18 protein-coding genes are annotated in these 24,774 nt (G+C 66.1%); 9 read left to right on the top strand and 9 right to left on the bottom strand.

Annotated features, from left to right (window positions below):
• Window positions 1–59: 59 nt before the first annotated feature.
• From ACYCAX_RS10680 to thiI, 4 genes are all read right to left on the bottom strand, one after another.
• Window positions 60–1,424, bottom strand: a complete 1,365-nt coding sequence (locus tag ACYCAX_RS10680) for a DUF3999 domain-containing protein (protein WP_460247972.1) — start codon at window positions 1,422–1,424, stop codon at window positions 60–62.
• The gene (locus tag ACYCAX_RS10675) at window positions 1,421–5,122 is read right to left on the bottom strand and encodes a DUF2339 domain-containing protein (RefSeq protein WP_460247971.1); all 3,702 of its coding nucleotides are present in this window, start codon (window positions 5,120–5,122) and stop codon (window positions 1,421–1,423) included. Before ACYCAX_RS10675 ends, ACYCAX_RS10680 begins: the two co-directional genes overlap by 4 nt.
• A 337-nt stretch (window positions 5,123–5,459) precedes the next feature.
• Window positions 5,460–7,277: a translational GTPase TypA gene (typA, locus tag ACYCAX_RS10670; RefSeq protein WP_460247970.1), complete on the bottom strand. Its 1,818-nt coding sequence runs from the start codon at window positions 7,275–7,277 to the stop codon at window positions 5,460–5,462.
• Window positions 7,278–7,447: 170 nt separating this feature from the next.
• A complete protein-coding gene (gene thiI, locus ACYCAX_RS10665) occupies window positions 7,448–8,902 on the bottom strand; it encodes a tRNA uracil 4-sulfurtransferase ThiI (protein WP_015479308.1) in 1,455 nt (484 codons plus the stop codon).
• Window positions 8,903–9,232: 330 nt separating this feature from the next.
• Here thiI and glnA point away from each other — a divergent pair, with 330 nt between their 5' ends.
• Complete coding sequence (gene glnA / locus ACYCAX_RS10660) at window positions 9,233–10,642, top strand: glutamate--ammonia ligase (RefSeq protein WP_015479309.1); 1,410 nt, start codon at window positions 9,233–9,235, stop codon at window positions 10,640–10,642.
• Window positions 10,643–10,835: 193 nt separating this feature from the next.
• Here glnA and ACYCAX_RS10655 read toward each other — a convergent pair whose 3' ends face one another.
• A complete protein-coding gene (locus tag ACYCAX_RS10655) occupies window positions 10,836–13,043 on the bottom strand; it encodes a mechanosensitive ion channel family protein (RefSeq protein WP_294979457.1) in 2,208 nt (735 codons plus the stop codon).
• 194 nt (window positions 13,044–13,237) lie between these two features.
• On the opposite strand from ACYCAX_RS10655, the gene ACYCAX_RS10650 reads away from it, so the two are divergent.
• The 4 genes from ACYCAX_RS10650 (at window position 13,238) to ntrC (ending at window position 17,081) form a co-directional block, all read left to right on the top strand.
• Window positions 13,238–13,783, top strand: coding sequence for a DUF4124 domain-containing protein (locus ACYCAX_RS10650; RefSeq protein ID WP_015479311.1), 546 nt, complete (start codon window positions 13,238–13,240; stop codon window positions 13,781–13,783).
• Between the two features lie 2 nt (window positions 13,784–13,785).
• The gene (locus ACYCAX_RS10645) at window positions 13,786–14,364 is read left to right on the top strand and encodes a DUF4124 domain-containing protein (RefSeq protein ID WP_015479312.1); all 579 of its coding nucleotides are present in this window, start codon (window positions 13,786–13,788) and stop codon (window positions 14,362–14,364) included.
• Between the two features lie 207 nt (window positions 14,365–14,571).
• On the top strand, window positions 14,572–15,648 hold the full coding sequence (glnL, locus tag ACYCAX_RS10640) for a nitrogen regulation protein NR(II) (protein WP_294979453.1): 1,077 nt from the start codon (window positions 14,572–14,574) through the stop codon (window positions 15,646–15,648).
• Window positions 15,649–15,650: 2 nt separating this feature from the next.
• Window positions 15,651–17,081, top strand: a complete 1,431-nt coding sequence (gene ntrC, locus ACYCAX_RS10635; RefSeq protein ID WP_015479314.1) for a two-component system response regulator NtrC — start codon at window positions 15,651–15,653, stop codon at window positions 17,079–17,081.
• Between the two features lie 440 nt (window positions 17,082–17,521).
• Here the strand turns inward: ntrC and trmL are convergent, their stop codons facing one another.
• Entirely contained in the window at window positions 17,522–17,983 is a 462-nt protein-coding gene (gene trmL / locus ACYCAX_RS10630) for a tRNA (uridine(34)/cytosine(34)/5-carboxymethylaminomethyluridine(34)-2'-O)-methyltransferase TrmL (protein WP_015479315.1), read from the bottom strand.
• Between trmL and ACYCAX_RS10625 the strand changes: the two genes are divergently transcribed.
• Window positions 17,982–18,434, top strand: coding sequence for a hypothetical protein (locus ACYCAX_RS10625; protein ID WP_460247969.1), 453 nt, complete (start codon window positions 17,982–17,984; stop codon window positions 18,432–18,434). The genes trmL and ACYCAX_RS10625 overlap by 2 nt on opposite strands.
• A gap of 691 nt (window positions 18,435–19,125) precedes the next feature.
• On the opposite strand, the gene secB is transcribed toward ACYCAX_RS10625, so the two are convergent.
• The 3 genes from secB to ACYCAX_RS10610 are packed head-to-tail and all read right to left on the bottom strand — an operon-like array spanning window position 19,126 to window position 20,321.
• Entirely contained in the window at window positions 19,126–19,605 is a 480-nt protein-coding gene (gene secB, locus ACYCAX_RS10620) for a protein-export chaperone SecB (RefSeq protein WP_015479317.1), read from the bottom strand.
• 37 nt (window positions 19,606–19,642) lie between these two features.
• The gene (gene grxC / locus ACYCAX_RS10615; protein ID WP_015479318.1) at window positions 19,643–19,897 is read right to left on the bottom strand and encodes a glutaredoxin 3; all 255 of its coding nucleotides are present in this window, start codon (window positions 19,895–19,897) and stop codon (window positions 19,643–19,645) included.
• 1 nt (window position 19,898) lies between these two features.
• Window positions 19,899–20,321 (bottom strand): rhodanese-like domain-containing protein, encoded by a 423-nt coding sequence (locus ACYCAX_RS10610; protein WP_015479319.1) that lies wholly within the window; start codon window positions 20,319–20,321, stop codon window positions 19,899–19,901.
• 146 nt (window positions 20,322–20,467) lie between these two features.
• Here ACYCAX_RS10610 and gpmI point away from each other — a divergent pair, with 146 nt between their 5' ends.
• From gpmI to ACYCAX_RS10595, 3 genes are all read left to right on the top strand, one after another.
• The gene (gene gpmI, locus ACYCAX_RS10605) at window positions 20,468–22,003 is read left to right on the top strand and encodes a 2,3-bisphosphoglycerate-independent phosphoglycerate mutase (protein ID WP_460247968.1); all 1,536 of its coding nucleotides are present in this window, start codon (window positions 20,468–20,470) and stop codon (window positions 22,001–22,003) included.
• 138 nt (window positions 22,004–22,141) lie between these two features.
• Window positions 22,142–23,434 carry a murein hydrolase activator EnvC family protein gene (locus ACYCAX_RS10600; RefSeq protein WP_015479321.1) on the top strand — a complete coding sequence of 431 codons (1,293 nt, stop codon included), beginning with the start codon at window positions 22,142–22,144 and terminating at the stop codon, window positions 23,432–23,434.
• A gap of 29 nt (window positions 23,435–23,463) precedes the next feature.
• Window positions 23,464–24,774, top strand: a complete 1,311-nt coding sequence (locus tag ACYCAX_RS10595; protein ID WP_460247967.1) for a S41 family peptidase — start codon at window positions 23,464–23,466, stop codon at window positions 24,772–24,774.

Raw genomic sequence — 24,774 nt, 5'->3', positions numbered from 1 at the left:
ACAGTAGCAGAGTTTTCCCCGGCGGCCCCCTATCTCGCGGCTATCTCCGTGAACCTTGCTCAGTTTTGCGGGCGACTGCTGCGCAACAGGCTCAGCGCCATCAGCCCGAGCAGGACGACCCCGGCCAGCAGCACGGCCCACAGGCCATAACGTTTCCAGCGGCCGTCAGCGTTCGGCGGCGCGCTCTGCGTCACGGACGCCTGGGGCTGCAGAGCGCCCTTCAGGTGCGCATCGCCCATGACGGACAGGCGCCTGGGATCGAAGCCCGGCACCAGGGTGGCCAGCGGCAGGCTGCCGTCGGTGGCCGATGCGCTGCCGACCGCCAGTTGATAGGGCTCGCCGCCACGGGCGAGGAAGACCACTTCGGTCGCGCGGATACCGATGCTCAGGTTCGCCGTCGAGCCGCCCAGGCCGCCACCACGGGCATCCAGTTGCAGGCGCAGTTGGCTGACCGCTCCGCCGGGCAGTTCCAGTTCCTCCTGGGTGATCTCGCCGCCCTCCCCCGGCAGCCGGTAGAGCACGCCACGCGCCAGCGGCGCCCACTGCACGGCGCCATCGCGGCGACCGGAGAGCACCACCGGTGCCAAGGTATTGGCCCGCTCCAGCGGAATCCGCACGCGCTCCACCGGCAGCGCCAGCGGCAGGCTCCAGCTGAACGCGCCCTCGGCGTCGGCCTTGGCGGCCAGCGGCGCGGACCACAGCATGGGCACCGGTCCGGTGCTGTTGCGACTGCCGCTCAGGACGGCGCCGGCCAGTTGCGCGGCCTGTTGCGGCGACTCCCACCACAGGCGCTGGTAGCGCGCCGTCTCGCCGGGCAGCGCGATGTCGTTCTGCTCGATGCGCTGGCCGTTGAAATCCAGCCGCGCCAGTTGCCCTTCACCCAGGGAACGCCAGTGCTCCAGGTCGTCGCTGGCCTCGATGCGCAGGCGTTGGAAGCCATCGCTGTCCGCCGCCCAGTCCAGCTGCAGGCGGTCCAGCGGCAAATCGCCGGAACCGGTTTCCAGCAGCCAGCCGCGCAGTACCTGGGTCTTGTCCTGGGCAGGCGCGTTCGGGGTGATTTCGAGGATGGTGCCGGTGGTGCTGCGGACGATCTTCAGGTTGTCGCCGGCCGCGCTGCCGGAAGCACCGCGCAACGGGAAGATGCGCGCCTGCACCTCGCTGCGCACACGCTTCTCGCTGGCGGCACCGGTGCGCAGGCTGTAGGGCAGCGCCTCGCCCTCGGCATTGAAGATGCGCAGGTCGCGCAGATCGCCGTGGCGGGCGCCGAACAGCACCTCGATCGGCAATTGCAGGCGGTACCAGGGCCCTTTGCCGGCCACCTCCAGCGGCACCCGGTTGGCGAAGTCGGCCGGAGTCGGTACGGCGCCAACGGCGGTGCCGGCCAGGCACGCGCCGACGAGCAGGAGGAAGGTTTTCAGCTTCATGCGGAGGGTTGCTCCCGTTGCGGTTCAGGCGTCGGCCGGCGCGGCGGCAACGGCGCGAAGTAGCCGACGATCAGCATCAGCACGCCGACGCCGATGAAGGAAATGATGCGTTCCAGGCTGCCGCCGCTGGCGCGGTCGACGAGGAACAGCTTGACCACCACGACCACCAGCAGCGCCGCGCCGACCAGCCAGAAATCACGGCGGCCACGCAGGTGCCCGGCGATCATCAGGCCCAGCGCGATCAGTGCCCAGACGATGGACAGCCCCGCCTGCACCAGCATCGACTCGCGCAGGGCGAAGGCATCGAACGGCACGCCGCCCCAGTGGTGCGCGGCACGGCAGACCATCAGAGTCAGCAGGGCGAACAGCGAGGCCCCCAGCACCGCCTGCACCGGCAGGCGCAGGGTGGATTCGGCCACGCCCAGCTGCGGCAGGCCCAGGCGCGTCCACTGGAACACCGCCACCAGCACGATCAGCATGCCCAGCTCCAGCGGGTTGAGCAGCGGCAGGTAGGGTAGAGGCTCCGCCGAACCGTCGCTGAACAGGTTGACCAGCCAGAACCAGCCGAGCAACGCCACGGCCACCGGCACAGCGGCAATCGCCCGGTACTCGCGCTCGAAGGCCGCCACCGGCCAGGGCAGGCGCGCGACGCCGCCCATGAGGATCAGGTAGAGACTCGGCACCAGCGCCCAGCCCAGCCAGCGCCAGGCGTTGTAATGCTCGGCCAGGGCGAAGAACAGGTAGCGCAGCTCCAGCGCCAGCACGCCAAGGATCAGCCAGCAGCCCAGCACATGGGCTACCTGCGCGGCACGGCGCGGCAGCAATGCATCGAGTCGGCGCAGCGTGAAGAAGTGCACCGCGAACACCGCCACCCAGCCGAGCCAGCCCAGCGCCGCCAGCGGGTGATATTGCAGGTTCCAGGCACTGGCCAGCGCCACCAGCGACAGCGGCACCAGCGCCAGGCACAGCAGCGCCAGCGCGCGCCATTGCTCGCGGCGCGCCAGCAGCGAACCGAGGCCGATGCTGATCGCAGCCACCAGCAGGGCCACGTGTTCACGCATCTCAGCGGGCACGAAGCGGGCGATCTCCCACAGCGCGCTCAGCGCCCACCAGCCGGCGCCCCAGACCAGCAGCAGTTGCGACAGTTGCTCCAGGCCCAATCCAGACAACGCCAGACGACGCTCGCGCTCGCTGGCCCGGTGCAGGCGCCAGGCGCCGACCAATGCGGCCAGCGCCAGCACCACCGGAGTCCAGAAGCCCATGTGCGCCAACGGCTTCAGGCCCTCGCCGGGCAGGTCGCCGAACAGCGCCGGACCGCTGAACAGGAAGGCGCCGGCGCCGATCACCTGCAACCCCAGGCCGAAGACGAAGGCCGCGCGCTGCTGCAATTGCAGGCTCAGCCAGAGGATCAGCAATCCACTGCCGGCCCAGACGGCGGCAGCGGTCTGCCACGGCAGCACGAACAGTACCGCAAGGTTGATGAAGGCCAGCCCCAGCAGCAGGACCACGCTCAACCCCAGCATCAGCCGGCGGTCATCGCGCACCAGGGAGTCGCGGGCGGCGATCAGCATCCCGGCGATCAGCGCCAGACCGATCAACGAGGCGGCCACCAGGCCGCGCCAACCGGAACCCAGTACGCCACCGCCTGCCTCGGCCCCCCGCAGGTGCAGGAGGAAGATCGCCCCGCCCAGCAGTTGCACCGCAAAGGCGCAGGCCAGGAAGGTGCGCGAACGCAGGCGCAGGCCGGCGAACAACGTGGCCAGCCCCGCAACGGCCCAGACCATCGCGGTACCGTCGGCCCCCAGGCACAGCGGCGCGATCAGGTAGAGGAAGGCCAGCCCGAGAGTCGCCAGCGCCGGACGGACGTTCGGTTCCCAGTGGCGCAACGTCTGCGGATCGGCATTGCGCAGGTTCCAGAAGCTGAACAGCAGCGCCACGCCGAGCATCAGCGCGCCCAGCGGCGCGCCTTCCAGCAGGTGCAGCGACAGCGGGTCGGAACGCAGGTCGGCGAGGAACGCCAGCGCCGCACCGGCCTGCAGCAACAGCGCGAAGATGCGCGCCAGCGGCCGCTGCTGGCGCAGGCCCAGCCAGTAGATGCCGGCGCCTTCCACGGCCCAGGCGGCGGAGGTCCAGCGTGCGTCCAGGCCCAGCGGGATCGCCAGGGTGCCGAACACCACGCCCAGCGCCAGGCAGGTCTCTACCAGCAACAGCGCGCGACCGGTGGTGCGCCCGGCCAGCAAACGCGCGAGAACCATGTAGAACAGCCCCAGCGCCAGCGCACTGAACGCCGCGCCGAACTCCAGGTGCTGGATGATCCCGTACTGCAGGCCGAAGCCCACCAGCGGCGTGCCGAACAGCACGGTGCCATCGACATAGTCGGTCTGTCGCGCCGACCAGCGCAGCAGCGCTTCGCGGGTGTCGTCCTGCGGCGCGCCGGCGGCCTCGCGCAGGCGGCGGCGGGCGAACAGCAGGCCGATGGCGACGTAGGTGAGGAAGAACAGGACCAGGAACGGCTCGGTCGTGACGAACAGGTCAGGCCGGTACGCACGCAGCCCCCAGGCCAGGCCGATGCCGAAGGTGCCGAAGAAACCGATCAGGTTGAGCATCCGCCAGGCCTTGAACCAGGCGATGGCGAAGATGCCGGCGTTGAGCAACGCAAAGTAGCTGAACAGCGCGACGTGGTTGCCGCCGCCGGTGGACGCCAGGATCGGCGCGGCGAAGCCACCCAGCGCGGCGGCTGCGGCGAGGCCCAGGGCGTCCTGGAGGATCGCCAGGATCGCCGAGAACAGGGTGACCGCCACCAGCAGCGCGAAGCCGGCCTGCGGATCGATCAGCACCTCGCCGTGGTTCATCGCCGGGTACAGCTTGATGCCGGCGAACACCGTCAGGTAGAGCACGGCAATGCCGGTACCCTGCAGGACCAGCGCATAGGCCGGGCGTCGATGACGCAGCCACCAGCCCAGGCCCAGCAACGCCAGCGCGGCGGCGGCAGTGCCGATGTAGGGCCCTTGCGGCGGCAGGGTCATGCCTTCGGTGGCGTAACGCAGCAGGAAGGCCAGGCCGAGGAACAGCAGCACCACGCCGACGCGCAACACGGTGTTGCCGCCCAGGAGCCAGTCGCGGGCGGCGCCGAGGGCGCGGTCGAACAGCGGCGGGACAGGGGGGGATGGTGGCACCGGAGGCGCGGCGGGAGGGACTTCCGATTGTGCTGCCGCCTCTTCGACGCGGGCCTGGGCAGTGGGCTTCTCCAGCGGCTCCAGGACCAGGTCCGACCACTCGATGGGGGCATCCATCCGCGCGGCAGCGGCCGGAGCCGGCGCCAGCTCGTCGGCGGGCAGTTCGATGCTCCAGTCCAGTTCGGTGGCAACGGGCTCGCCGACCGGCGCCTCGACCTCGGGCTCAGCCGGTGCAACCGGCACTTCCGGCGCGACGTACTCGCCGCCGGTCGGCGGCGCCTGCTCGGCGGCGCGGCGCTCTACCTGCAACAACCGTTCATAGAGAGCTTGGGTGCCGTGATCGAAGCGCTCGCCGAAGACCTTCAGCTCACCGCGAAGGCTGGCGTTCTCCCGCTTCAGGCCCTGCAACGCGAAGGCCTGCCCCAGCGCCAAGCCGAACACCGCGCCCAGCACCGCCCCAGTGACCGACTCGCCCGCGGCGATGCCGATGACCAGGCCGACCAGCATGAAAATCCATTGCATGTGTTCGAATCCTTGAAGTTCTGTGCGAATCCATCCCAAGCCGGACGGCAACGTCCGGAAAGCTGAGTATATCGGCCCGGACTCCCTGGCCTGCGTCCACGAACTCACAGCTTCACGACATCAGACGTCGCGACACCGCCTTGCGGCCACGCGAAGGGGAACTCCTCCCGGCGGGAAACGACTGTTCGCAGGAGCTAGCCTGCTCGCGAACCGCGTGGCGCCGGCGCTGCAGGGCAATCCGTTCGCGAGCAAGCTCGCGCCTACAGGGTGCCAGTTGTTGGCGGCAGGGCACAAAAAAGCCGGGCATAAGCCCGGCTTTTTCTCACTTCTGGTCGAATCAGACCTTGGCGCGTTCGTAGCGCTTGCGGTCGTTCTCGTTCAGCAGCTTCTTGCGCAGGCGGATCGACTTCGGCGTCACTTCCACCAGCTCGTCGTCGGCGATGAACTCCAGCGCCTGCTCGAGGGTGAAGCGGATCGGCGGAACCAGGGCGATGACTTCGTCCTTGCCGGAAGCGCGCATGTTGTCGAGCTTCTTGCCCTTGGTCGGGTTGATCACCAGGTCGTTGTCACGGCTGTTGATGCCGGCCAACTGGCCTTCGTAGATTTCGTCGCCCGGGCCGAGGAACAGCTTGCCGCGGCTCTGCAGGGTCTCCAGCGAGTAGGTCAGCGCGGTGCCGGTGGCCATGGAGACCAGTACGCCGTTCTGGCGGTTGCTGACTTCGCCGGCCTTGATCGGACCGTAGTGGCTGAAGGTCGAGGTCAGGATGCCGGTGCCCGAGGTCAGGGTCAGGAAGTTGTTGCGGAAGCCGATCAGGCCGCGCGCCGGAATGGTGTACTCCAGGCGCACGCGGCCCTTGCCGTCGGGAATCATGTTGCTCAGGTCCCCCTTGCGCAGGCCCATCTGCTCCATCACCGAGCCCTGGTGCTGCTCCTCGATGTCGATGGTGACGTTCTCGTAGGGCTCCTGCTTCTCGCCATCCTTCTCGATGATCACCACTTCCGGGCGGCCCACGGCCAGCTCGAAGCCTTCACGGCGCATGGTTTCGATCAGAACCGACAGGTGCAGCTCACCACGGCCGGAGACCTTGAACTTCTCCGGGGAATCGCCTTGCTCGACGCGCAGGGCCACGTTGTGCAGCAGTTCCTTGTCCAGACGGTCCTTGATGTTGCGGCTGGTGACGAACTTGCCTTCCTTGCCGGCGAACGGCGAGTCGTTGACCTGGAAGGTCATGCTCACGGTCGGCTGGTCGACGGTCAGCGGCGGGCGGGCTTCGACGTTCTGCGGGTCGCACAGGGTGTCGGAGATGAACAGCTCGTCCATGCCGGACACGCAGACGATGTCACCGGCTTCGGCTTCGGCGACTTCGATGCGCTGCAGGCCCGAGTGGCCCATGATCTTCAGGATGCGGCCGTTGCGCTTGGTGCCGTCGTCGCTGATGGCCACGACCGGGGTGTTGGTCTTGACCTTGCCGCGGGCGATACGGCCGATGCCGATCACGCCGAGGAAGCTGTTGTAGTCCAGTTGGGAAATCTGCATCTGGAACGGGCCGTCGACGTCGACTTTCGGCGCCGGGACGTGGTCGATGATCGCCTGGAACAGCGCGTCCATATTGTCGTCCATCTTCTCGTGGTCCATGCCGGCGATGCCGTTCAGGGCACTGGCGTAGACGATCGGGAAGTCCAGTTGCTCGTCGGTGGCGCCGAGGTTGTCGAACAGGTCGAAGATCTGGTCGATGACCCAGTCAGGACGCGCGCCCGGACGGTCGATCTTGTTCACCACGACGATCGGACGCAGGCCGGCCTTGAAGGCCTTCTGGGTCACGAAGCGGGTCTGCGGCATGGGGCCGTCCTGGGCGTCGACCACCAGCAGCACGGAGTCCACCATGGACATCACGCGCTCTACTTCACCGCCGAAGTCGGCGTGGCCGGGGGTGTCGACGATGTTGATGCTGTAGTCGTTCCACTTCAGCGCGGTGTTCTTCGCCAGGATGGTGATGCCACGCTCTTTTTCCTGGTCGTTGGAGTCCATCACGCGCTCGTTTTCCGCTTCTTTGCGGTCGAGGGTGCCGGACAGGCGCAGGAGCTTGTCTACGAGGGTGGTCTTGCCATGGTCGACGTGGGCGATGATGGCGATGTTGCGCAGTTTTTCGATCACAGTGTCAGTCTCGATAGTGAATCTTCGGCTGCCGTTTTCGGCAGCGGGGGCCGGGCCGTGGCGCGGCGGTGCAAAAGGTCAGGGCGTGAGCCTACGCACCGAATGTGTCGGGAGGTCGGTGGCGGATACTGCCGCCGAACAGTCCGGGCTGGCGGCGTTGGTCCGCGCCTTTATTGCGGACGGTAAACACGCACATTGGTGTGCCCTTCGTTGACCAGGTGGTGGGCGTGCAGGCGACTCATCACGCCCTTGTCGCAGTACAGGAGGTACTGGCGGTTGGGATCCAGTTCCTTGAACTTGCTGTTGATCGCGTAGAACGGCATGGGCAGCACTTCGATGCCTTCGAGCGCCAGCGGTTCATCTTCCTGGGCATCCGGGTGACGGATGTCCACCACGATCTGGCCCGGCAGCACTTCGTCGACCATTTCCACCGGCAGGTCCTTGCCCAGTTCGTCGATCACGCGGTCGACGGTCATCTGGGTGGAGCGCTCCAGGGCGCGGTCGAGCACGGCCATGTCGAACTTGGTTTCTTCGTGGTCGACGCGGTAAGGCTTGGCCTGGGTGGTCGGGTTCACCGAGATCACGCCGCAGTATTCGGGCATGTGCTTGGCGAACTCGGCGGTGCCGATCCGGGTCGCGGTGTCGATGATGTCCTGCTTGTGGCTGACGATCAGCGGACGCAGCACCAGGGTATCGGTCACCCGGTCGATCACCGAGAGGTTCGGCAGGGTCTGGCTGGACACCTGGGAGATCGCCTCGCCGGTCACCAGGGCGTTCAGCTCCAGGCGCTCGGCCACGCGGCTGGCGGCGCGCAGCATCATGCGCTTGAGGGTCACGCCCATGTAGCTGTCGTCGACCTTGGTGAGAATCTCGCCGACCACTTCCTCGAAGGGCACGCTGACGAACAGCACGCGCTGGGAACGGCCGTACTTCTCCCACAGGTAGTGCGCGACTTCCATCACGCCCAGCTCGTGGGCGCGGCCGCCGAGGTTGAAGAACACGAAGTGGCTGATCATGCCGCGGCGCATCATCTGGTAGGCCGCCACGGTGGAGTCGAAGCCGCCGGACATCAGCACCAGCACCTGCTCCAGCGCGCCCAGCGGGTAGCCGCCGAGGCCTTCGTGCTGGGCATGGATCACGTACAGGCGGTCGTAGCGGATTTCCACCCGCACCTGCACTTCCGGGTTCTTCAGCGACACGCCCGCAGCGCCGCACTGCTGGCGCAGGCCACCGCCGACGTAACGCTCGACGTCGATGGAGGTGAACGGGTGCTTGCCGGCGCGCTTGCAGCGCATGGAGAAGATCTTGCCCGGCAGCTTGTCGGCGAAGTGCAGCTTGCACTTCTCCAGAATGTCGTCGAAGTCGCCCAGCGGGTATTCGTGCACTTCCAGGAAGTGGCCGATGCCCGGCGTGCAGCTCAGGCGCTCGATCATCTCGCGCAGGACCTTGGGGTCGGTGACCTTGGTCTCGACGTCCAGGTTGTCCCACTCGCCTTCCACCAGCAGCTCGGGATCGAGGTCGCGGAGCACCGTGCGAATGTTCTTCGCCAGCTGGCGGATGAAGCGCTTGCGCACCGGCCGGCTCTTGATGGTGATTTCCTGGAAGACCTTGACGATGAGTTTCATGCGGACCGGGCGATTGCAATGGGACGGAAAAAAAGGGGCAAGATTATATCCGAAATTGCTCAAGACTTGAGCAGAAATCGGAGACTTTCTTTTGGGTGCACCAAAATGGAATGCCGCACCACAATGAAGCACTAAAACGGTGCACAATTACCCGGAAATTCCTGGTCGCACTCGCCGAAGCCCCGCAAATCAGCGGTTCTGCACGATTACGGGCACTGGCACGCAACTTGCTCCCTTGTGAGGCAGGTTGCCCTGACGGAGTATTCCGGCCGGCATCACCCGATCCTGGGGCACAGAAGTTCCCAGCTCTAATCCCTCCTGGAGGACAGCATGTCGTACAAGTCGCAACAACTGATCAAAGATCATGACGTGAAGTGGGTTGACCTGCGCTTCACCGATACCAAAGGCAAGCAGCAACACGTCACCATGCCGGCCCGCGACGCGCTGGACGATGACTTCTTCGAAGCCGGCAAGATGTTCGACGGCTCCTCCATCGAAGGCTGGAAGGGCATCGAAGCCTCCGACATGATCCTGCTGCCGGACGACAGCACCGCCGTGCTCGACCCGTTCACCGAAGAGCCGACCCTGATCCTGGTCTGCGACATCATCGAGCCGAGCACCATGCAGGGCTACGAGCGCGACCCGCGCAACATCGCCAAGCGCGCCGAGGAATACCTGAAGTCCACCGGTATCGGTGACACCGTATTCGTCGGCCCGGAGCCGGAGTTCTTCATCTTCGACGAAGTGAAGTTCAAGTCCGACATCTCCGGCTCGATGTTCAAGATCTACTCCGAGCAGGCTTCCTGGAACACCGACGCCGACATCGAAAGCGGCAACAAGGGCCACCGTCCGGGCGTGAAAGGCGGCTACTTCCCGGTACCGCCGGTCGACCACGACCACGAAATCCGTACCGCCATGTGTAATGCCATGGAAGAAATGGGCCTGGTCATCGAAGTTCACCACCACGAAGTGGCGACTGCCGGCCAGAACGAAATCGGCGTGCAGTTCAACACCCTGGTGAAGAAGGCCGACGAAGTCCAGACCCTGAAGTACTGCATCCACAACGTCGCCGACGCCTACGGCAAGACCGTGACCTTCATGCCGAAGCCGCTGTACGGCGACAACGGCTCGGGCATGCACGTGCACATGTCCATCTCGAAAGACGGCAAGAACACCTTCGCCGGTGAAGGCTATGCCGGCCTGTCCGAGACCGCCCTGTACTTCATCGGCGGCATCATCAAGCACGGCAAGGCCCTGAACGGCTTCACCAACCCGGCCACCAACTCCTACAAGCGTCTGGTTCCGGGCTTCGAAGCCCCAGTCATGCTGGCCTACTCCGCCCGCAACCGTTCCGCCTCGATCCGTATTCCGTACGTGTCCAGCCCGAAAGCCCGCCGCATCGAAGCGCGCTTCCCGGACCCGGCTGCCAACCCGTACCTGTGCTTCGCCGCGCTGCTGATGGCCGGCCTGGACGGCATCCAGAACAAGATTCACCCCGGCGATGCCGCCGACAAGAACCTGTACGACCTGCCGCCGGAAGAGGCGAAGGAAATCCCGCAGGTTTGCGGCAGCCTGAAAGAGGCGCTGGAAGAACTCGACAAGGGCCGTGCGTTCCTGACCAAGGGCGGCGTGTTCACCGACGAGTTCATCGATGCCTACATCGAGCTGAAGTCGGAAGAAGAGATCAAGGTGCGCACCTTCGTGCACCCGCTGGAATACGACCTGTACTACAGCGTCTGATCCACGAATACCTATATAAATAGCGTCAGCATTAAGGCCTCCTTCGGGAGGCCTTTTTTATGGACTCAGGAAAGCTGGCACCCGCTATTTTGTAGGAGCGAGCTTGCTCGCGAACCGACCCAGCACCGGTGCCGTCGGGTAATCCGTTCGCGAGCAAGCTCGCTCCTACGAAGAGCAGCGCCGCGAAGCGGAATCAGATCCCGCCGTCTACTGGCACGCCCTGCCCCTCGTCGTCCTCGCGCTGCGAGGTGCGCATCCGCGAGAGCTGCACATTCAGCCGCGGCATCGACAGTTCGAGGCCCGCCTTGTCCAGCTTCTGGCGCAGGCGCAGGTTGAAGGCGCGCTGCACTTCCCACTGGCGGATCGGCGCGGTCTTCAGGCGGAAGCGGAGGATCGCCTGGCCGTTGTCGAAACTCTCCACACCCTGCATTTCCAGGGCCGACCACATGGCGCGGCTGATGGTGCGGTCGCCACGCAGGTCGCGAGTGACCTCATGGACCAGCGCCACCGCATCGTCGATCGGCATGCTGGCCGGCACCGGCCAGCGGAACATCGCGTAGCCGAACTCCCGCGAGTAGTTCTTGATGCTCTTGATCTCGCTGAAGGGGATGGTGTGCACCACGCCGTCCAGGTCACGCAGGCGCACGGTACGGATGGTCAGGCCCTCGACGGTGCCGAGGTGGCCGCCGACATCCACGTAGTCGTCGATGGACAGCGAGTCCTCGATGATGATGAACAGGCCGGTGATCAGGTCCGCCACCAGCGATTGCGCGCCGAAGCCGATGGCCAGGCCGATCACGCCCGCGCCCGCCAGCAGCGGGGTGACGTTCATGCCCATGTTGGCCAGGGCGACGATCAGCGCGATCACCGCGATGGTCACGAACAGCACGTTGCGGATCAACGGCAGCATGGTCAGCGCGCGGGTATTGCTGCGGTTCTTGCCGCCCAGGCCGAGGCTGTGCTGGATCGCCGTGTCGGCCAGGATCCACACCAGCCAGGCCACCAGCAGGGTGGTGCCGAAGCTGATCAGCTTCATGCTGATGGCCGCCCCGTCGCCCTCGGTGAAGCGGATCAGCGACATGCCCCAGACGCGCAGGCCGATCTCCAGGAACACCAGCAGGTTGGCGATGTGCAGCAGGGTGTAGGCGAAGTTCTGCAGTTGCTCGACATAGGGCGCACTGCGGCGGCTGCCGTGGCGCGAGGAACGCAGGTGGGCGCGGCGGATCAGGCCGTTGACGGTCATCGCCAGCACCGCGATCAGCGCGCACAGCAGGGCACGGCGCAGGGCATAGGTGCTGTCGCCGGCGGTGACCACGGTGGCGAACAGGGATATGCCCACCAGTACCAGTATCGGCAGGAACCACAACGACCCCACCAGTTCGACCAGGTCATGCAGGCCACGGCGCTTGATGCGGCGCTCCAGCGGCTGGTTGCGGATCAGGTGGGCGACCGGCCGGCGGAACTGCAGGACGAACAGAGCGGTGGACAGTGCCGCGAAGATGTTCGCCAGCGAGCCGACGCAGAGGGCGATGCTCTGGCCGAGGCTTTCGATCACGCGCGGGTCGTGCATCACCTCGCCCAGCGAGGCCAGGCTGCCGATCAGCCACAACGGGCGGAAGGCACGGCGCCGCAGGATATCCAGCGCGCGCATGCGATGCGGGCCGCTGAGCAGCGACAGGGAGATCACGCACAACGCGGAGAACAGCGTGCCGCACACCAGCACGTAAGCCATCACCATCGCCAGCAGCTTGCCCAGGGAACTGGGCAGTACCACCGACAGGTAGACGGTGATCAGGAACGCCACCAGCCAGGGGCCGAGCTTGCGCAGGGCGAACAGCAACAGGTCGCGGGTCTTGGGGTGCTGGGGGAGCTCGCCGGCGAGGCCGAAGCGATCCTGCATGCGCCGCGCAACCCAGCGCAACCCCAGGGCCACGCAGGCCCAGAGCAGGATCACCAGGGCGAAGTCGAAGAGCATGCCCGACCATTCCTGCCAGGAAGGGATGCGCGCCCCCAACTCCTCGCGGGCCTGGCTGAACAAGGCGCTCCAGCGCAACACCGGGCTGTTGGCACCTTCGAACTGTTTCTCCAGGCTGCCCAGGGTGTCGCCGATCAGCCCCAGCACGCCGCCCTGCTCGTCCGCGCTTTTCTTGCTCGCATCGCGCAGTTGCTTGAGCTTCTTCAGCAGGTCGGCCCGCTGCTGGTCGTTCTCCAGCGTCTTGATCACCTGGTCCAGCGACTGCTGCAACTGCGCCTCGCTGATCTGCTCGCTGCCTCCCGTCACGCCGGCCAACGGGCCCGGCAGTGCCGCCAGCGCGGGGCCGGCAAGCAGCAGGCCGGCACTCAGGCAGCACAGCAGCAGGCACTGACGGAAACAGGAACGGAGCAGGTCGGTCACAGGCACACCCCAAGGCAGATATAGGAACGCTCGCACGCATCATACAGAGGACGCGAACCGGCAATGGACTGCGGCGCCGCATGAAAGGTCCGTCGGCGAGCGGCAGCGCACACTGTGAGCTGCCATGCTGAATCACAATAGGCAACTTGCCAGCCGTCGTCGGCAATGCAAGGCTTTGCACGACCATCCGGAGATCGCCCATGCGCCTGATCCTCACCGCCCTGCTGCTCGCCGCCGCGTTGCCAGCCAGTGCGCAGATCTACAAGTACACCGACGCCAACGGCAAGACGGTGTTCACCAACCAGCCGCCGAGCAACGTCGGCGCGCAGCCGGTGCAGTTGCCGCCCACCAACACCGTCACCCCGCAGGTACCGGTGAACACCGGCGAAGAGAGCGGCACCGCCGAATCGCAGAGCGCCTATGCCATCCTCGCGCTGAGCAACCTGCCCACCGACGAAGCCCTGCGCGTCAACAACGGCACCTTCGTCGTCGACGTCGTGGTGCAGCCGGCCCTGGCGGCCGATCACCAGTTGCAGCTGCTGCTCGACGGCCAGCCTTACGGCGCCCCGACCCGCTCCACCAGCATCGGCCTGGAAAGCATCGACCGCGGCGATCACACCCTCGCCGTCCAGGTCCTGCAGGGCAGCCAGGTGATCCAGAGCAGCCCGCCGGTGAGTTTCACCCTGCAGCGCATCAGCACCAACAGCCCGGCGCGCCCCCACGTCCGCCCCAGGCCGGGCAACTGAACATGCGCCACCTGGTGATACTCCTGTTGTCGGCGCTCTGCTGCCTGTCGGCCAGCGCCGAGGTCTACACCTACATCGACAAGGACGGCAACCGCGTCTTCACCGACCAGCCGCCGCGCGGCAACGCGCAGAAGCTGCAGCTCGCACCACCCAACGCAATGCCGAACCTGCCCAACGGCGTGCGGATGCCACCGCCGCTCTACGCGCCGGCCACCCCGGCATTGCCGCCGGGGCCGCCCGCCTACCAGTTGCTGCGCATCCTCGTGCCGGAGCCCGATGCCACCGTGCGGGCCAATGACGGTGCGCTGATCGTCTCCGCCACCAGCGACCCGGCCCTGCTGCCCGGCCACCTGTACCGCCTGCTGCTCGACGGCAAGCCGGTGGGCGAACCCGGCCGCAGCCCGGTGTTCCCGCTGAGCAACATCGATCGCGGCACCCACCAGCTGTCGGTGGAAATCATCGACACCCTCGGCCGCACCATCGAGCAGACGCCCAATCAGCCCTTCCACATGTTCCGCGTCTCGGTGGCCGATTCAGCGGTCCCGGATACCACCCGCCAGCTCAGCGCCGCCAGTCGCTGACGGCGGCGTGCGCCCCGACACAAACGCACCATATCGGTGCATTGGCCTGCACCACTTTCTATACTCTCCCCATTTCAGGTCACTTCCTTCGGCCCGATTGCCCGCCTGCGCACCACAAATCAGCCCCAGGCGCCGAAATACGCGACCTTTGAGGGCCTGGTTTGCTTTTTGCATTTTCCCGCACAGTCTTGGGACATTCCTTACGCCATGCCTACAGAAACCCAGCTCCGCCTGTTGCTCGACAACCTCACCACGGCGGTGATCCTGCTCAACGCCGAGCTGCGCCTGGAGTACATGAACCCGGCGGCGGAAATGCTCCTGGCGGTCAGCGGGCAGCGCAGCCACGGCCAGTTCATCAGCGAACTGTTCACCGAATCGCCCGAGGCGCTGCACTCGCTGCGCCAGGCGGTGGAAGAGGCGCACCCCTTCACCAAGCGCGAAGCGAGCCTGACCTCGCTGACCGGTCAGAGCATCACCGTGGACTACGCGGTGACGCCGATCCTCGACCGCCGCGACACCCTGCTGCTGCTGGAAGTCCACCCGCGTGACCGGCTGCTGCGGATCACCAAGGAAGAGGCGCAACTGTCCAAGCAGGAAACCACCAAGCTGCTGGTGCGCGGCCTGGCCCACGAGATCAAGAACCCGCTGGGCGGCATTCGCGGCGCAGCGCAGTTGCTGTCCCGCGAGCTGCCGGACGAGTCGCTCAAGGACTACACCAACGTCATCATCGAAGAGGCCGACCGCCTGCGGAACCTGGTGGACCGCATGCTCGGCTCGAACAAGCTGCCGCAGCTCTCGGTGACCAACGTCCACGAGGTGCTGGAACGCGTCTGCAGCCTGGTGGAGGCCGAGACCCAGGGCAGCATCCCGCTGGTGCGCGACTACGACCCGAGCATTCCCGACCTGCTGATCGACCGGGAGCAGATGATCCAGGCGGTGCTCAACATCGTGCGCAACGCCATGCAGGCCATCGCCTCGCAGAACGAACTGAAACTGGGACGCATCACCCTGCGCACCCGCACCCTGCGCCAGTTCACCATCGGCCACACGCGCCATCGCCTGGTGTGCAAGGTGGAGATCATCGACAACGGTCCGGGCATCCCGCCTGAACTGCAGGACACCCTCTTCTATCCGATGGTCAGCGGTCGTGCCGACGGCACCGGGCTTGGCCTGGCCATCACCCAGAACATCATCAGCCAGCACCAGGGCTTGATCGAATGCGACAGCCATCCGGGCCACACCGTATTCAGTCTGTTCCTGCCCCTGGAACAAGGAGTCCATTGACCATGAGCCGATCAGAGACCGTCTGGATCGTCGACGACGACCGCTCCATCCGCTGGGTACTGGAAAAAGCCCTGCAACAGGAAGGCATGACCACGCTCAGCTTCGACAGCGCCGACAGCGTGATGAGCCGCCTCGGCCGCCAGCACCCGGACGTGATCATCTCCGACATCCGCATGCCCGGCGCCAGCGGCCTGGACCTGCTGGCGCAGATCCGCGAACTGCACCCGCGCCTGCCGGTGATCATCATGACCGCGCATTCCGACCTGGACAGCGCCGTGGCCTCCTACCAGGGCGGCGCCTTCGAGTACCTGCCCAAGCCCTTCGACGTCGACGAAGCCGTGTCCCTGGTCAAGCGCGCCAACCAGCACGCCCAGGAGCAGCAGGGCCTGGAAGCACCGGCCAACCAGGCGCGCACCCCGGAGATCATCGGCGAGGCGCCGGCCATGCAGGAGGTGTTCCGCGCCATCGGCCGCCTCTCCCACTCCAACATCACCGTGCTGATCAACGGCGAGTCGGGTACCGGCAAGGAGCTGGTCGCCCACGCCCTGCACCGCCACAGCCCGCGCGCAACCTCGCCGTTCATCGCGTTGAACATGGCGGCGATCCCCAAGGACCTGATGGAGTCCGAGCTGTTCGGCCACGAGAAAGGCGCCTTCACCGGCGCGGCCAACCAGCGCCGCGGCCGCTTCGAGCAGGCCGACGGCGGCTCGCTGTTCCTCGACGAGATCGGCGACATGCCGGCCGACACCCAGACCCGCCTGCTGCGCGTGCTGGCCGACGGCGAGTTCTACCGGGTCGGTGGACACACGCCAGTGAAGGTCGACGTGCGGATCATAGCCGCCACCCACCAGAACCTGGAAAACCTGGTGCGCGAAGGCAAGTTCCGCGAGGACCTGTTCCACCGCCTCAACGTCATCCGCGTACACATCCCGCGCCTGGCCGATCGCCGCGAGGACATCCCCGCGCTGGCCCGGCACTTCCTCTCCCGCGCGGCGCAGGAGCTGGCGGTGGAGCCCAAGCTGCTCAAGCCGGAAACCGAGGAATACCTGAGGAACCTCGGCTGGCCGGGCAACGTGCGCCAGTTGGAGAACACCTGCCGCTGGATCACCGTCATGGCGTCCGGTCGTGAGGTGCACATCGACGACCTGCCGCCGGAACTGCTGACCCAGCCACAGGACAGCCCGCCCGCCGCCAACTGGGAGCAGGCCTTGCGCCATTGGGCCGACCAGGCACTGGGGCGCGGCCAATCCAGCCTGCTGGACATCGCCGTGCCGGCCTTCGAGCGGATCATGATCGAGACCGCCCTCAAGCACACCGCCGGCCGCCGCCGCGATGCCGCCGTGCTGCTGGGCTGGGGGCGCAATACCCTGACCCGCAAGATCAAGGAACTGGGCATGAAGATCGACGGCCCGGACGAGGATGGCGAGGACTGAGGTCCTGCGATGGGAAAGGGGCCGCAAGGCCCCTTTTTCTATTCAAGGCTCCCGTAGGGCGCATAACCCGCAACGGGTTATGAGTCGTGATGGCGGCCAGGTACGTGCCGCCCTTGTAGGAGCGAGCTTGCTCGCGAACCGCCTCAGCACTGGTGTTGCCGGCTAGCACGTTCGCGAGCAAGCTCGCTCCTACAGAAAGCAGGTCGGTGCAGTCACACGCCCGCAACATCCATCCCCAAAACCTGTGGATAACACTGTGCACGGAACGGGGAAGGAACGTGCTACAGCCCAGAGCACGCGCGGTCTGCGGGTTTGCGTGGTTTCTGTGCAGAAATTTTCGTCTTGCCCACATCCGCTGTGCGCCCGCTTGTGGATAAGCTTGGGGCAAGCTGCTGCACTCCCCGCCCCGCGCGGCTTTGCGCGGATCGATCGAAAAACGCTCAGTCCATGCCGAAGCCGTTCTGACGCCAGGCCTCATAGACCGCCACCGCCACGGTGTTGGACAGGTTCAGGCTGCGGCAGCCAGGGCGCATCGGCAGGCGCACGCGCTGTTTCGGCGGCAGCGCTTCGCGCACCTCTTCCGGCAGGCCGCGGCTTTCCGGGCCGAACAGGAATGCGTCGCCACGCTCGTACGCCACCTCGTGGAACGGCTGCGAGCCCTTGGTGGTGAAGGCGAACACACGTGGATGGCCCAGTTGCTCCAGGCATTCCTCCAGGCTCGCGTAGCGGCGCACGCTGGCGTACTCGTGGTAATCCAGCCCGGCGCGGCGCAGGCGCTTGTCGTCCAGCTCGAAGCCCAGCGGCTCGATCAGGTGCAGGCTGCAACCCGCATTGGCGCACAGCCTGATAATGTTGCCGGTGTTGGGGGGGATTTCCGGTTGAAAAAGGATCACGTGGAACATGCAGCGCTCCGAGCCTGAGAACGGCGGGCATTCTACCCCCGCACAGGCGCAAATGCGGCCCAGGCCGTGGCTGAAGGTGATGCTTTCGCTGTGCGTGCTGGGCCTGCTCGTCGGCCTGATGATCGGCCGCCTGGTGGATTCGCCAGCCGAAGGGCCTGCGGAGATTCTCGCCATCGCGCCGGCGGCGGATGGCCTGCTCATCACGCTGAACGCGCAACCGACGGTACACGCCGGCCATCTGGAAGGCGCCCTGGCGCTGCGGATCGAAGCCCGAGGCAACCCCCGGCAAGGACAGCTGCGGATCGGCGGCGCGCCGGTACGCTGGCAAGTGGAGGCGCAGGGGAACACCGTGCTGCTGACCCTGCTGTCGACCCGGCGCCTGCAAGGCAGTTGGGACAGCGCCGAAGCGGACGGCCAATGGCACCTGAAGGTCAGGGCACGCCCCGAATGAAAGCGGGGTGTCCCCGGCCGGCCTGGTCCGGGGCCCCGAAGCGGGATGCAGGCCCTCCACCGGGACGGCCGCTGGCATAAAAGGGGGGCTTACCCGGCCTGCCTGTACCAGGACCCCCAAACCGGTTGCGACGGCCGCTGCTTCTAGCGGCGCATTCACGGGGTGTAAAAGAGGGGTTCCCCAGCCTGCCTGTACCGAGGCCCCTGAAATCGCTGTTGTCAGGGGTATTGCAGAGGGCGTGCCAAGGAGGCCCCTTGTGTCGGACAGCACCTCGGCTGACCGCCTGAAAGCCAGTAACGACGGGGCTTCCGGCGGATTTCCAAGAGCCCGTGAGCACACAGCGGAGCGGCCAATACCGAGGCTGCAGACCGCCACCCGCCTGCGCCCCTCTAGTGCGCACGCACCAAACTTGAACGCCGCGCGGCTGCGCTTTTCCTGTAGGAGCGAGCTTGCTCGCGAACAGCCGGTGTCCGCAGGCACTTGGAAAAGCGGTTCGCGAGCAAGCTCGCTCCTACGAAGAGCATGAGGCTTACTCACAGCATTCCTGAGCAACTGCGGGAACAGTCTGTGGATAAATGCGCGGAACCGAAGGGGCACATGGCTTGCGCGAGAACGATCAAAAATTGACCAAACAAAGCGCCAGACAAAGAAAAAGGCGCCCGTAGGCGCCTTTGTCGTGCGGCGTCAGTGCTTACTGGGCCGGGATCTCGCCGGAAGCCTGCATGCGGGCGATTTCCTGCGCGTACAGCGCATCGAAGTTCACCGGGGACAGCATCAGCGCCGGGAAGGAGCCGCGCACCACCAGGCTGTCGAGGGTTTCGCGGGCGTAGGGGAAGAGGATGTTCGGGCAGAAGGCGCCAAGGGTGTGGCTCATGCTGGAAGCGTCCAGGCCCTTGATCAGGAAGATACCGGCCTGCTGCACTTCGGCGATGAAGGCGGTTTCTTCGCCGTTCTTCACGGTCACCGAAACGGTCAGGACCACTTCGTAGAAGTCGCCGTCCAGCTGCTTCTGACGGGTGTTGAGGTCCATCGAAATGCTCGGCTGCCACTCCTGACGGAAGATTTCCGGAGCCTTGGGCGCTTCGAAGGAGATGTCACGGATATAGATGCGCTGCAGCGAGAACTGCGGATTGCTGTCTTGCTCGGCGGCGCCGTTGGCTTGTTCAGTCATTTCGAGACCTTCTTGTGCATCGTTTCAGGATTGGGGATCACGCCGTGAGCAGCGTATCCAGCTTGCCCGCGCGTTCCAGCGCGTAGAGATCGTCGCAGCCGCCGACGTGGGTTGCGTCGATCCAGATCTGTGGCACCGAGGTGCGGCCCGCCTTGCTGGCCATCTCGGCGCGCACGCCCGGCTTGCCGTCCACCGAGATCTCCTGGTAGGCGACGCCCTTGCGGTCCAGCAGGGCCTTGGCGCGGATGCAATAAGGGCACCACGCACTGGTGTAGATCAAGATCGACGGCATCTCACTTCACCAGGGGCAGGTTGTCGCCACGCCAGCTGCCGATGCCGCCGGACAGCTTGGCAGCGGTGAAACCGGCCTTCTGCAGCACGCTGCACCAGGTGCCCGCGTGCTGGCCCATGCCGTCGACCACGATGATGGTCTTGGCCTTGTGTTTGTCCAGCTCGGAGAGGCGTGCGTTCAGTTTGTCCGCCGGGATGTTCAGCGCATCGACGATATGGCCGGCGGAGAACTCCTTGGTCGGGCGGATATCGAGGACCACGGCCTGCTCGGCGTTCACCAGAGCGGTCAGCTCGCGGGTCGACAAGGCACGGCCGCCCTTGCGCATTTCATGCAGGGCCAGCAGCACCAGCAGTACGACCAGGGCACCCACCAGCAGGTAGTGGTTGGTGGCAAATTCGATCAGACGAGGGAGGAACGAGGACATGGCACAGGACATCCAGACGTAAAAATGCCGGCCAGTATACACGCGCGTATCTGACGGCTGAACCCTGCGGATCATGGCGTCTGTCGGCACCAATCGGTAAAATGTCGGTCCTTTTCTGACCCCTATTCTCGGAAAGAGCCGTACCTATGACTGCAACGCCCAAACCGCTGGTCCTGATCATTCTGGACGGCTTCGGCCATAGCGATAGCCCGGAATACAACGCCATCTACGCCGCCAGGAAGCCCAACTGGGACCGCCTGCTGGCCAGCCAGCCGAACGGCCTGATCTCCGGCTCGGGCATGGACGTCGGCCTGCCCGACGGCCAGATGGGCAATTCCGAGGTAGGCCACATGAACCTGGGCGCCGGCCGTGTCGTCTACCAGGACTTCACCCGCGTCACCAAGGCCATCCGCGACGGCGAGTTCTTCCAGAACCCGGTGCTGACCGGCGCCGTCGACAAGGCCGTCGGCGCCGGCAAGGCGGTGCACATCCTCGGCCTGCTCTCCGACGGCGGCGTACACAGCCACCAGGACCATCTGATCGCCATGGCCGAACTGGCCGCCCAGCGCGGCGCGCAGAACATCTACCTGCACGCCTTCCTCGATGGCCGCGACACCCCGCCCAGGAGCGCCGAGCCATCGCTGAAGCTGCTCGACGACGCCTTCGCCCGCATCGGCAAGGGCCGCACCGCCAGCATCATCGGCCGCTACTTCGCAATGGACCGCGACAACCGCTGGGACCGCGTCGAAGCCGCCTACAACCTGATCACCGAAGGCGCCGCCGACTACACCGCCGACACCGCCGTGGGCGCGCTGAACGCCGCCTATGAGCGCGGCGAGAGCGACGAGTTCGTCAAGGCCACCCGCATCGGCGCACAGGTGCGGGTGGAAGACGGCGACGCCGTGATCTTCATGAACTTCCGCGCCGACCGCGCCCGCGAGCTGTCGCGCGCCTTCGTCGAGCCGGGCTTCAAGGAGTTCCCGCGCCAGCGCGAGCTGAAGCTGGCCGAGTACGTGATGCTCACCCAGTACGCGGCCGGCATCCCGGCGCCCAGCGCGTTCAAGCCCGAATCCCTGGACAACGTCCTGGGCGAGTACCTGGCCAGGAACGGCAAGACCCAGCTGCGCATCGCCGAGACAGAGAAATACGCCCACGTGACCTTCTTCTTCTCCGGCGGCCGCGAAGAGCCGTTCGAAGGCGAAGAACGCATCCTCATCCCTTCGCCCAAGGTCGCCACCTATGACCTGCAGCCGGAGATGAGCGCGCCGGAAGTCACCGACAGGATCGTCGACGCCATCGAGAACCAGCGTTTCGACGTGATCATCGTCAACTACGCCAACGGCGACATGGTCGGCCACACCGGCGTGTTCGAAGCCGCGGTGAAGGCCGTCGAGTGCCTGGATACCTGCGTCGGTCGGATCGTCGAGGCGCTGGACAAGGTCGGCGGCGAAGCCCTGATCACCGCCGACCACGGCAACGTCGAGCAGATGGAAGACGTCATGACCGGCCAGGCGCACACCGCGCACACCTGCGAACCGGTGCCGTTCGTCTATGTCGGCAAGCGCAAGCTGAGCATCCGCGAGGGCGGCGTGCTGGCCGACGTGGCGCCGACCCTGCTGACCCTGATGGGTCTGGAACAGCCCAAGGAGATGACCGGCAAGTCGATCGTCACCCTGCTGTAAGGTGTCGATTTGACGGGAACGTGAGCCAGCTCCCGCCGGTCAGAGGAAACGCCCCGGACCACGCGGTCTTGGGGCGTTTTTTTTAACGCCCGCCACGGGCATACTAAGCCCGTCCAGAATCCAGGTGCCCGCCGCCCAATGCCCCGCGCCCTCCTCCCGCTGCTGCTGATCTGCCTCCTGAGCCCACTTGGGGCCGGCGCCGACGAACGCGCCGACACCCAACGCCAGTTGGAACAGACGCAGAAAGACATCACCGAGCTGAAAAAGAACCTGAAGAACATCCAGGACGAGAAGTCCGGGGTGCAGAAGCAGCTCAAGTCCACCGAAACCCAGATGGGCGACCTGGAGAAGCAGATCCAGCAGATCCAGGATGAGCTGAAGAAGAACGAGGAAGAGCTGCAGCGCCTCGATGGGGAGAAAAAAAAACTCCAGGGCGCGCGCCTTGAACAGCAGCGGCTGATCGCCATCCAGGCCCGCGCCGCCTACCAGAGCGGCCGCGAGGAATACCTCAAGCTGCTGCTGAACCAGGAACACCCCGAGAAATTCAGCCGCACCCTCACCTACTACGAGTACATCAACAAGGCCCGCCTGGAGCAGCTCAGCGCGTTCAACGAAACCTTGAGCCAGCTCAGCAGCGTCGAGCAGGACATCACCGCGCAGAAGAACCAGCAGGTCGAACAGCAGAGCGCGCTGGAATCACGCCGCCAGGAACTGGCCGATGCCCGCAAGGCGCGCCAGGAAACCCTGGCCAAGCTCAACAGCGACTACCGGAGCGGCGACCGCAAGCTCAAGGACCGCGAGCAGAGCCAGGCCGAGTTGAACAAGGTTCTCAAGACCATCGAGGAAACCCTCGCTCGTCAGGCCCGCGAAGCCGAGGAAGCGCGCCAGCGCGCCCTGGCCGCCGAGCGTGAGCGCGCAAAACGCGAACGCGGGCTGGCCGAACGCGGCGAAAAGCCCGCCACCCCGAGCAAGCCCCGCGCCGACTACAGCGGCCCGCTGGTGTCCAGCGGCGCAGGCTTCGGCGGTGCCTTTGGCGCCGCGCGCGGCAAGCTGCCCTGGCCGGTCAACGGCCGCGTGCTGGCGCGCTTCGGCAGCCCGCGCGGCGACGATCCCCGCGCCACCTGGGACGGCGTGCTGATCGGCGCCCAGGCCGGCAGCACGGTACGCGCCGTGCACGGCGGCCGCGTGGTGTTCGCCGACTGGCTGCGCGGTGCCGGCCTGCTGGTCATTCTCGACCACGGTGGTGGCTACCTCAGCCTTTATGGGCATAATCAAAGCCTTCTGAAGGACGCCGGCGACACCGTCAAAGCAGGCGACCCCATCGCGACCGTAGGGGCCAGCGGTGGGCAGAGCACCCCGGCGGTATACTTTGCCATTCGCCATCAGGGCCGCCCGGCGGACCCCACTACCTGGTGTCGCACGCAGGGATAAGCGGCGAGCACGCCTTAGGAGCCCCAAACATGTCGCAAGCTTTCCGTCTCACCACCCTGGCCCTGGCCCTGCTGCTCGGCGTCGGTGCGGCACAGGCCGCCGACGCCCCGGCTGCCGCGCCCGCGACCAACGGCAAGGAGGCTCCGCTGCCGCTCGATGAGCTGCGCACCTTCGCCGAGGTCCTGGACCGGGTGAAGGCCGCCTACGTCGAGCCGGTGGACGACAAGACCCTGCTGGAGAACGCAATCAAGGGCATGCTCAGCAACCTCGACCCGCACTCTGCCTACCTGGGCCCGGAAGAATTCGCCGAGCTGCAGGAAAGCACCAGCGGCGAGTTCGGTGGCTTGGGCATCGAGGTCGGCAGCGAAGACGGCTTCGTCAAGGTGATCTCGCCGATCGACGACACCCCCGCGGCCAACGCCGGCATCCAGCCGGGCGACCTGATCGTCAAGATCGACGGCAAGCCAACCAAGGGCCAGTCGATGAACGAAGCGGTGGACAGCATGCGCGGCAAGCCCGGCTCGCCGATCACCCTGACCATCGTGCGCGGCGGCGGCAAGCCGTTCGACGTCGAGCTCAAACGCGCCATCATCAAGGTCAAGAGCGTGCGCAACCAGATGCTCGAGCCAGGCTTCGGCTACCTGCGCATCACCCAGTTCCAGGTCAACACCGGCGAGGAAACCGTCAAGGCGCTGACCAGCCTGCGCAGGGAAAACAACGGCAGGCTCAAAGGCGTGGTCCTCGACCTGCGCAACAACCCCGGCGGCGTGCTGCAGTCGGCGGTGGAAGTGGCCGACGCCTTCCTCACCAAGGGCCTGATCGTCTACACCAAGGGCCGCATCCCGAACTCCGAGCTGCGCTTCTCGGCCGATCCGTCCGACCCGAGCGACGGCGTACCGCTGGTGGTGCTGATCAACGGCGGCAGCGCTTCGGCGGCGGAGATCGTCGCCGGCGCCCTGCAGGACCAGAAGCGCGCCATCCTGATGGGCACCGACAGCTTCGGCAAAGGCTCGGTGCAGACCGTGCTGCCGCTGAACAACGATCGCGCCCTGAAGCTCACCACCGCGCTCTACTACACCCCCAACGGCCGCTCGATCCAGGCCCAGGGCATCACCCCGGACATCGAGGTGGAACGCGCCAAGGTGACCCGCGAGAAGAACGAGTTCGACGGCTTCAAGGAAGCCGACCTGCAGGGCCACCTGGCCAACGGCAACGGCGGCAAGGATCGCCCCACGGCCGCCGGCAAGGCGCCGGTGGATCGCCCGCAGGACAGCGACTACCAGCTCAGCCAAGCCCTCAGCCTGCTGAAAGGACTCAGCGTCAGCCGCGGCAACAACTGA

The sequence above is a fragment of the Pseudomonas sp. MT3 genome (assembly GCF_054720805.1).
The sequence above is the reverse complement of the archived record's forward strand: the minus strand, read 5'-3'. Positions and strand labels throughout refer to the sequence as shown.